This window comes from Lacticaseibacillus pantheris DSM 15945 = JCM 12539 = NBRC 106106, assembly GCF_001311175.1.
GTDB classification, from domain to species: domain Bacteria; phylum Bacillota; class Bacilli; order Lactobacillales; family Lactobacillaceae; genus Lacticaseibacillus; species Lacticaseibacillus pantheris.
Genome location: NZ_BBAI01000057.1, coordinates 1 through 9,565, shown reverse-complemented (window position 1 = coordinate 9,565; position 9,565 = coordinate 1). Strand labels below are relative to the sequence as shown.

Annotated in this window: 5 protein-coding genes and 3 pseudogenes; all 8 read right to left on the bottom strand. The window is 56.1% G+C overall.

Annotation, left to right across the window (positions count from 1 at the left end):
* Window positions 1–232: 232 nt before the first annotated feature.
* A pseudogene (locus JCM12539_RS11795) lies at window positions 233–2,105 on the bottom strand (ABC transporter ATP-binding protein).
* Window positions 2,105–3,836: pseudogene (locus JCM12539_RS11790) on the bottom strand (ABC transporter ATP-binding protein). The pseudogenes JCM12539_RS11795 and JCM12539_RS11790 overlap by 1 nt, the downstream one beginning before the upstream one ends.
* Window positions 3,829–4,224 carry a hypothetical protein gene (locus JCM12539_RS11785; protein ID WP_156302198.1) on the bottom strand — a complete coding sequence of 132 codons (396 nt, stop codon included), beginning with the start codon at window positions 4,222–4,224 and terminating at the stop codon, window positions 3,829–3,831. The pseudogene JCM12539_RS11790 and the gene JCM12539_RS11785 overlap by 8 nt, the downstream one beginning before the upstream one ends.
* Window positions 4,178–4,474, bottom strand: coding sequence for a TetR/AcrR family transcriptional regulator (locus JCM12539_RS11780; protein WP_054651706.1), 297 nt, complete (start codon window positions 4,472–4,474; stop codon window positions 4,178–4,180). Before JCM12539_RS11780 ends, JCM12539_RS11785 begins: the two co-directional genes overlap by 47 nt.
* Before the next feature lie 1,031 nt (window positions 4,475–5,505).
* Window positions 5,506–6,696 (bottom strand): amidohydrolase, encoded by a 1,191-nt coding sequence (locus JCM12539_RS11775; RefSeq protein ID WP_054651714.1) that lies wholly within the window; start codon window positions 6,694–6,696, stop codon window positions 5,506–5,508.
* A gap of 37 nt (window positions 6,697–6,733) precedes the next feature.
* Window positions 6,734–7,192, bottom strand: a complete 459-nt coding sequence (locus JCM12539_RS11770; protein ID WP_338043280.1) for a threonine/serine exporter family protein — start codon at window positions 7,190–7,192, stop codon at window positions 6,734–6,736.
* Between the two features lie 3 nt (window positions 7,193–7,195).
* Window positions 7,196–7,953: pseudogene (locus JCM12539_RS11765) on the bottom strand (threonine/serine exporter family protein).
* A gap of 20 nt (window positions 7,954–7,973) precedes the next feature.
* On the bottom strand, window positions 7,974–9,344 hold the full coding sequence (locus JCM12539_RS11760; RefSeq protein ID WP_225350373.1) for a class II fumarate hydratase: 1,371 nt from the start codon (window positions 9,342–9,344) through the stop codon (window positions 7,974–7,976).
* Window positions 9,345–9,565: the final 221 nt, after the last annotated feature.

The following is a 9,565-nucleotide window of genomic DNA, read 5'->3' as shown; positions in this document are numbered from 1 at the left end:
CTTCAGCACATACTGGCAGTTACGACGTACAGAATCAAATTGCTAGACCGAGCGGTTTTTGCTCGGGCTACGGCAATTCGCGGTAGCCCGGCACGGGCGTGAGCGTGAGGCTAGTAGCCGCCGCGGGCACACCCCCAATCACCGGAACCAGGCTGGCAACGCAGACCGGCGCCAGTGCACAGAAAAAGGCCAGCTCCCCACAATGGAGAGCTGGCCCGTACGGTCAACGCCGTTATAGTACGACGTTGCCGCTGAATTGACTGTTGTATAGGTCGGCGTAGAAACCATTCTTCGCCATTAAGGCGTCATGGTTACCCGTCTCGACGATGGAGCCGTGGTTCATCACGATGATATTGTCGGCATCGCGAATCGTCGACAACCGGTGTGCCACCACAAAGCTGGTCCGGTTCTTCAGCAAACGCTCCATGGCGTGCTGAATGTGCATCTCAGTCCGCGTATCCACGGAACTAGTGGCCTCATCCAAAATCAGGATTTCCGGATCCGCCACGAACGCCCGGGCAATCGTCAGTAACTGCCGCTGCCCCTGACTCAAGTTCGACGCCTCTTCGTTCAGCACCGTCTTGTAACCGTCAGGTAGCTGGCGTACAAACGAGTCCACGTGGGCCGCTTTGGCCGCGTTCAGAATCTGCTCGTCGGTCGCGTCCTCACGCCCGTACTTCAGGTTGTCCCAAATCGTCCCGGTGAAGAGCCACGTATCCTGGAGCACCATTGCAAAGTGGCTACGTAATTCTTCACGGGTCATATCCCGTGTGTCTTTGCCCCACAGACGGATAGAGCCACCCGTAACGTCGTAGAACCGCTCCAGCATGTTGATCACGGTCGTCTTCCCGGCACCGGTCGGCCCCACAATCGCGACCATCTGTCCGGACTGCACGTCCAGGTTGTAGTCGTCCATCAGCGTTTCGGCCCCAGGATAACCAACTTCACGTGGTCCAACTTGATAATTTCGTCGGTCTTGGCCTCCGCTGGCAAGCCGGACGGTTCGTTCTTCATTTCGGGTTCGTCCAACACTTCAAAGATACGTTCGGCTGACGCGATGGTCGACTGAATCGTGTTCGAGAGGTTGGCCAACTGCGATATCGGCTGTGCAAACTGCTGGGTGTACTGCAGAAAGGCCTGCACGTTACCCAAAGTTACGGTCCCGTTAGCAACCTGCACACCACCAACGACGGCAACAAAGACGTAACCGATGTTGTTCATGAAGGTCATCAGCGGCATCATGATCCCGGACACGAACTGCGCCTTCCAGGCAGCCTGGTAGTACCGCTCGTTTTCTTCCTCAAACTGCTTCACCATGACTTCTTCACGGTTGAAACTCTTGACGATCACTTGGCCGCCATAAGTTTCTTCAACCTGGTTGTTAATTAATCCCAGTGACTTCTGCTGGGCGGCAAAGAAGCGTTGGGACTTCGGTGCCACAATCCCGATGGCCGCAATGGACAACGGAATTGTAATTAGCGCAATCAGCGTTAACTGCCAGGAAATGGTCAGCATCATCCACAACGTCCCGATGAACGTCATGGTTGACGTCACCATCTGGGTCAAACTTTGCTGCAGAGTGCTGGCGATGTTGTCCATATCGTTAACGGCACGGGACATAATGTCACCATTGTTGTTCGCGTCGTAGTAGTGGACTGGCACCTTCTTCATCTTAAGCTTGAAGTCGCGACGGAGATCGTAAACCGTCCGCTGGCTAACCCGCGTCATGATGAACTGCTGCAAGAAACTAAAGAGCGCGCTGGCCAGGTACATGATAATGACCGTGGCACGATGGTTTGAATCTTATCCCAGTTAATGGGGTACGTACTAATGTGGATACCGGCCTTTTGTTCCGACTGGCCCTTCATCACACCTTTGAAAATCTCGGTGGTAGCCTTACCCAAAATCTTTGGCGTCCGAATTTGGAAGTACACGGAAGCGATGGCCATGATGAGCACAAAGATGACTGCGGCCAGCCGACTCTTCATGTAGCCGAGCAAACGGGCGGTCGTCCGCCAAAAGTTCTTCGGCTTCTCGACGACGCCAGGGCCGGACATGGGGCCATGACCGCGGCTAGGGGTACTACTTGGTTTTGTTTCAGCCATTACGCTTTATCCCCTTCCCGAATCTGTGAGCTAACAATTTCTTGGTAAGTTTCGTTGTTGGCCTTCAACTCATCGTGCGTACCGATACCGACAACCTTACCTTCATCCAATACCACAATCTGGTCGGCGTCAGCCACCGTGGAAACACGCTGACCCACAATCACAACGACCTTGGAGCTAATCGCCGGGTCGTCCTTAAGGGCCTGACGCAGGTTGGCATCAGTCTTGAAGTCCAGTGCGGAGAACGAGTCGTCAAAGACGTAGATGGACGCTGGCTTCACCAGTGCACGGGCAATTGCCAAACGTTGGCGCTGACCACCAGAGAAGTTGGCCCCACCCTGTTCGACCATGTAGTCCAGGCCTTCTGGTTCTTCCTCAATGAAGTCACGCGACTGCGCGATCTCCAGTGCGTGCCAAATCTCATCATCGGTGGCATCGGCGTTACCCCAGCGCATGTTTTCGCGGACCGTACCGGCAAATAGCACGGCTTTCTGCGGGACAAAGGCAACCTCTTTGTGCAATGCCTTCAAGTCGGCGTCCTTCACGTCAATGCCGTTAACGCGCACGGAACCCTTCTCGGCGTCGTAGAACCGCGGAATCAGGTTAACCAGCGTAGTTTTACCCGAACCGGTCCCACCAATAATGGCGAGCGTTTGGCCGGCGTGCATATCAAAGTTGGCCCCAACTAGCGCTGGCTGCTCGGCGTGGCGGTAACGGAACTCAACGTCGTCAAACTGTAGTTCTGGCGTAGTGCCGTCGAAGTTCTGCGCGTCAGCTTTGGATTCAATCGGCGAATCCTGGTTCATCACCTCGTTAATCCGGACCGCAGAGGCCTGGGCACGGGGTACGAACACGAAAATCATCGCCAACATCATGAAGCTCATCAGAATCTGCATCGCGTAAGTCATGAAGGCAATCATGTTACCAGTATTCGTGGCCTGGGCGGCGATCAGGTGACCACCCCACCAAACGATACCGACGTTAGTACCACTAATAACCAGGGTCATCACGGGCACCATCAGCGCCATAATGGAGAAGACCTTCACGGCGTTGTTGGTGTAATCCTTGTTCACGCCCTCAAAGCGGTCCTGTTCAAACTGGTCCTGCCGGAACGCACGGATAACACGCACACCGGTCAGACCTTCACGGAAGACCAGGTTGATGTTATCGGTTTTTTTGTTGCATTTTACGGAACAACGGCACCGCAAAGTACATAATCAAGCCGATGAACACGATCATAATCGGAATCACAATCAGGAAAATCTGCGTTAACGTGTGGTCCTTCTGGTAGGCCAGGAAGCTGGCCCCAATCAGCATGATTGGCGCCATGATCATCATCCGCAAGAACATGATGGCCACGTTCTGAATCTGCACCACGTCGTTCGTGGTCCGCGTAATCAGGGAACTTGTCCCCACGGTGTCCATTTCGTCGTGGGAGTAGTTAATTACTTTGCGGTAAATGTCCTTCCGAATGTTGGCACCGAGACGCTGGGATGCGCGGGCGGCCAGGAAGACGTTCATCACGGCAGCGAGAACGCTAATCAACGCGAAGATGGCCATCTCGCCACCTTTACGCCAAATGTAGTTAATATCCCCAGTTTCGACGCCGTTATTCACGATGTCTGACGTTAAGTTGGGGAGGTACAGGTTGCTGACAACCTGGATGGCCATAAACAGCACTGCACCAATAACGGCCCAGTACGATATGCGGCCTTTTGCTAATTTAAGCATGCGTATCCTCCTTCAGTAACACACCGTTTTGTAACCAGTCGAGTAGCCACGCCATCCGCTTTTTCACGTCGGCGACGGTGTCCGGCTGCTCGCCGTCAAGATGATTGTAATGGTAACCCAGTGACTGAGCGAAGCCGCCCATCACGGTGCGGAACAACAATTGCTTCTGCGGGGTGGTGTTAATCTTGAGCCCCGCAAAGTCGATGTGCTCCTCCAAATAATGCTTAGCGTCTGTTGGGCGATGTACCGCCTCACCAAACGCCGAATGGCTGGCCGACTTGAAGCTCATGTTGGCAAAGACGTTGCTGTAAAACTGCGCGTCATCACTTTGCAACAGCCGGTCAATCGTCACGTCGAAAAATTCCGTGACCGCTGCAAAAAAAGTCACCTTGATGCGCCTCAATAATTTCCTTAAATGAGTCCGCAAACCGTTGTCCATCCGTCTCTAATAAGTAGAAAAAGATATCCTGTTTGTCCTCAAAATACTGGTAAAAGCTGCCCCGAGGGACACCAGCAAGTTCGATAATGTTAGAGATCGACGCCTTGGCAAAGACCGCACGGCTAAACTCCACCTTGGCCGCCGCCATCATGCGTTCCTGCTTGGCTGCGGGTAACCGTAAAAATGTTGGTTTCGGCATGAGGCCGCCCCCTTTCGTCAAAATAATGTGACGCTATGTCATGTGACAACTTGTCAGTATACACCCTTCCATGACGAAATCAAACGTTTTGACCAATTTACTGAAACAAAAACCAGTTGGGGAACGAACCGCGTCAAAACAGGATAATTATGCCATAAAAAAAACGCTTGTCACAAATACACAAGCGGTTTTTGGTGTTTCTGCCGGCAGCGTCGGTCGAACCGGTGAACTGCGGCTTTCGTGGGGTACTCCGCGGTAACCACAGCTAGGGCGAAGGCTCCAACCCGCCAAACTCGGGCGTGTTTTCGCCGCGATTCCAAGCCCGTCCGGAAAACCACCGGCCGGTCTAGGAATTCGTCGCGCAGTACGTCGCCTCCGGCTCCTACTGCGGTACCCCCTGGCAGTGTTACCACTCCGACCCCACACGCCTCCGCTCACCGGTTCGGCCGACGCGGCCTACCACGAAGTCCACCCGTGGTTTCCCGATAATTCGTGGTATCTAATCTCACGGCCTGAATCTCCACCCATATTTTTATTCAACCGTACTAGTTACCTGTAGTGTCTTCATTATTCTGGTGGGTACGCGATGAATTTCCCTCTAGGCACGTTCTGCTGTCCGGGTTTTGGCGTATAACCTGCCACGTAAGCATACCGTGACTGTCCACTGCTACCGAACTGGGGCAATGCTGACGGTTGAGGTCGTGCAAGTCATTCGTAAGTCCATTCGCAAGTGTGGTTCTGGCCGGTGTGGGTGTAGTGGGGTGCGGAGACGACTGGACCCGGAACGGTGACCGCTGTTAGGGGGTACCGCTGTAGGAGCCGCAGGCGACGTACAGCGCGACGAGATTAAAGACTGACGACGGTTTTTGTCGGCAGGCTTGAATTCGCACCGGAAACCGGCGCACTTTGCCGGTTGAAGGTTTCGCCCTAGCAGCGGTCACCGTGGAGCGGTCCACAAAGTCGCAGTACCCCACAGCACCCACACCGGCCAGAACCGCCAACCGGAGCCACCGCGTCACTGCAACCGGTCACTATTCGCGCCCTCGCAGATAGCCGATGGCAGCGGCGCCCACGGCTTTGGCCGCGATGAGTAGGCAGTCCTCGTTCATCAGGAAGTTGGGACTGTGGTGCGGGTGGCTTTGCCCGTCATCCGGGTCACAACCAACGTACAGGAACGTGCTCGGCTTACTCTGAGCAAAGTAGGCAAAGTCCTCGGACGGATCCTGCGTACCCACATCGGTCACCGCCTGAATCTGCGGAATGGCCGCAGCCTGGATGTTGTGCACCGCCTGCATCGTCACCTTTGCATCGTTCATCAAGACGGGATAGTTGTCGTCATAATTAATTTTCGCGACCACACCAAACATTGCTTCAACCCCGTGCGCAATCTGCTCAATTTGCCGGCGAATGGTGGTACGCGTGCTTTCCTTCATCACGCGCACGTCACCCTTCAGCGTTACCGCCTGCTTAATGGCGTTGAACGAGCCGACGCCATCAAACGAACCAATTGTCACGCTCGCAGTATCGAACGGGTCGATACGCCGGGAAACGACGGTTTGTAGCGCGGTCACAAAGTAGCTGCCGGCCACAATGGCGTCGTTGGACAACTGCGGCATGGATGCGTGCCCACCTTTGCCCGTGAAGGTAATCGTGAAGTTCGCCCGCCCGGTCTGCGTGGCCCCGACATGATAGCCTACCGTCCCGGTCGGCATCGACGTCATCACGTGGGCACCAATCACGTTATCGATACCTTCCAGCACGCCGGCCGCCAGCATTCCCTTCGCACCGCCAGGCGAGACCTCCTCGGCGGGCTGGTGGATAATCCGCACGCTCCCTGGCAACTGGTCACGTACCCCAATCAGCGTGCGCGCCAGCACCATCATGTAGGCGGTGTGGCCGTCGTGCCCGCAAGCGTGCATCACGCCCGCCTGTTGAGACTTAAACGGTAAATCGTTGTCCTCCTGCACCGCAAGGGCGTCAAAATCGGCACGCAACGCCAATGCCGGGCCAGGTTGCCCGCCCTTAATGTCAACTACAAAGCCGTAGCCGTAGCCAAAGTCTGCAACGGTGCAGTCCAGATCCGCATAAAAGTCACGGATGTACTGGGACGTCCACTGTTCGTGAAACGAAACCTCGGGGTGCTGGTGCAACTCCCGCCGAATACGAATAATGTCGGGCTCTGCCTGGTCCAACTTTGCCATTACTTCCGTCAACAAATTCATCATCCTCATCCCTTCTCACTATTGTGTACACGGCGATCTACGCCCGCCGCATCAGCCGCTTTATCCACGGCCGCAGTTGGTTCATCAGCGCCTCAGCCAGCACGAAGCCAATGGCAAGGGCAAACGCCACCGTCAGGGTCTTAATCAGCCCCTGCTGTGCCGTCGCGTCGTGGCCCAAAGTGAAATCCTTCATACTCATGTAAATAATGGCCCCCGGCACCAGGGACACCAGGCACGGCACGTACATCACGTTCACCGGGGCACGCACCGCGATGGCCGCAATGTTCGCCAGTACGCCGATGGTCACCGCCGCTAATAGGTTCGGCAGAATCAGGTTACCGGAAACTTGGTCCACAATGACGTACACACCCCAGGCCAAGCCACCAGTAATGCCCGACGCCATCAGGGTGCGCCGCGGAACGTTAGTAATTACGCCAAAACCGACTGAGGAGAGAAAGCCGAAGACAATTTCCGTTAGTATTACGATAATATCCACGCGTCACACCCCCGCCAGTATGCGGACCAGCACCGCGCCCAACACCACACCACCGCCGATGGCACCCGCCACCAGGACGGCGTCAACGGCGCGCACCATCCCCGAGATGGTGTGCTTACCGATGAGTTCACGTAACGAGTTGGTCAACGCGACGCCGGGAACCAACGGCATCAGCGCACTGATAATGATATTGTCGCTGCTGGTGGCCCATCCCCACTGCACTAGTGCCGCCGCTAACAGGGCGATGGTAAACCCGCCCACCGCGGAGGTAATGTACGGCGTGGTGGTTTGCCGTCCAACCCACTGGGACGCTAAATAACCAGCAATCCCGACGAAAAAGGCCCAGGCGAGGTCCGCCCACGTGGCTTTAAACAGTAACATTGGGGCCACGGACACCAACCCAGCACCGAAAATCTTCTGCGGCCAGGTGAAGTCAATCACTTTGCGGTCAATCGCCTCAATTCGTTGCTGGAGTTGGTCAAAGTCGATCTCGCCACCCACGAACGCCCGCGAAACCGAGTTAATCTCGTCCACTTTTTGCAGGTTAAAGTCACCCGTGCGCACCTTAATCAGGTGCGTGTGGGCTTCGGTTTGCGCGTCGACAAACACAGCGGTCATGGTCGCATGGCAGCTTAACTGCAGACCGGCAGCCTGACCGATATACTCGGCGGTGCCTCAACCCGGGAAGTCTCGGCGCCGTTCTCCAGTAATATTTTGGCCACCCGGCCGCTTAACTCAATCACTTCTTCTTCGCTGGGCATCACATGCGCCCCTCCATTATTTAGTCGTCTACACGCGTCATCTGGAGCGGGTCCGCCCACTCGTCGAATTGCGCCGCGGTGACTTTACCTGATTTCAGGGCCGCCTCACGGAGCGTGGTCCCGTCGCGCAACGCATGCTGGGCGATGCGGGCGCTCACCTCGTAACCAATGTGCGGCGACAGCGCCGTCACCGTCATCAACGAGCCGTCCACGTCGGCGCGCATCCGGTCAGCATTGGCGGTCAGCCCGGTCAGGAGCAAGCGGTTAAACTGATCCAGCCCACCACGCAGCAACGTGATGGATTCCAGCAAAGTCGCGATGATAATCGGCTTATACACGTTCATTTCAAAGTTGCCCTGGCTGTTAGCCACGCTGATGGTGACGTCATTGCCCATTACCCGGGTCGCAATCATGGTCAGTGCCTCGGCCTGGGTGGGGTTCACTTTGCCCGGCATGATGGAGCTACCAGGCTCGTTAGTGGGGATGGTCAGCTCGCCGTACCCACCCCGTGGACCGCTCGCCAGGAAGCGAATGTCATTAGCAATCTTCATGAGGTCGGTTGCCAGCGTCTTCACGGCCGCGTGCGCGTTGGTCAGCTCGGTGTGCGCAGACAGCCCGTGGAACTTGTTAGTCATACTCGTATAAGCCACGCCCGAATCGCTAATCAACTGTGTAATAATCGCCTTTGTGGCCGCCGGAGTGGTGTTCAGCCCGGTACCGACGGCGGTGCCACCGAGGGGCAGCGCCCGCAAAGTATCACGGGCGGCGGTAATCGCCCGAATGTCCTGTTCCAGCGTGGCGCGCCAGCCGGAAACCTCCTGGCCAAAGGTAATCGGGGTCGCATCCTGTAAGTGTGTCCGACCTAGCTTAACGGTGCGGTGGTACTGTTGCTCCTGCGTCTTCATGGTGCCCACGGTGTGTTGAATGGTGCTTACGAGTGACCCCAAAGCAGCGTAGGCGGCCATGTGCATCGCGGTGGGAAAAGTATCGTTGGAACTCTGCCCCTGGTTGACGTGGTCGTTAGCCAAAACGGTGGTCCCGGCGGCTTTGCTGGCCTGGTGCGCAATTACTTCATTAACGTTCATGTTGGTCTGCGTCCCGGAACCGGTTTGGTAAACCTTCAACGGGAACTGACTACGCAGGTCGTGGTCATTGAACGTCAACAACGCGCTCGCCACCTGCACGATGCCATCCGCAATTGGTTGTTCGAGGTTGCCGCGACTGCCGTTGACCTTCGCCGCCGCGCGTTTGATTTCAATCAGCGCCCGAATCACTGGTAACGGCATGTCGGGGCCCACCGCAAAGTTGTGGCGCGACCGCTCCGTTTGTGGCCCCCACCAGACATCATCGGGTATTTCTACCGCACCAATCGCATCGTTTTCAATCCGCATGAACGTACCCCTTTTCGTATGGTGATATTTCGTTGCTTCCATTGTCACCGCAGCGCCAGCATTTGTCCAGAGGTAGTGTGAGGTCGGTGGCGGTTCCAGCTGAGGGGGCAGCTGGGTGCGGTGGCTGCGGTTACGGCTTACGTGCCTTACGCCGTGGCTTGCTACACCCGCACGCTCCAGCCCGTACCGGTCTTCCACGGATTATGGAGCCAAAGAAACCC

Coding starts and splice junctions, on each gene's coding strand:
- JCM12539_RS11780 (WP_054651706.1), bottom strand. CDS start 4,474: ATGCCGAAACCAACATTTTTACGGTTACCCGCAGCCAAGCAGGAACGC.
- JCM12539_RS11760 (WP_225350373.1), bottom strand. CDS start 9,344: ATGCGGATTGAAAACGATGCGATTGGTGCGGTAGAAATACCCGATGAT.
- JCM12539_RS11775 (WP_054651714.1), bottom strand. CDS start 6,696: ATGAATTTGTTGACGGAAGTAATGGCAAAGTTGGACCAGGCAGAGCCC.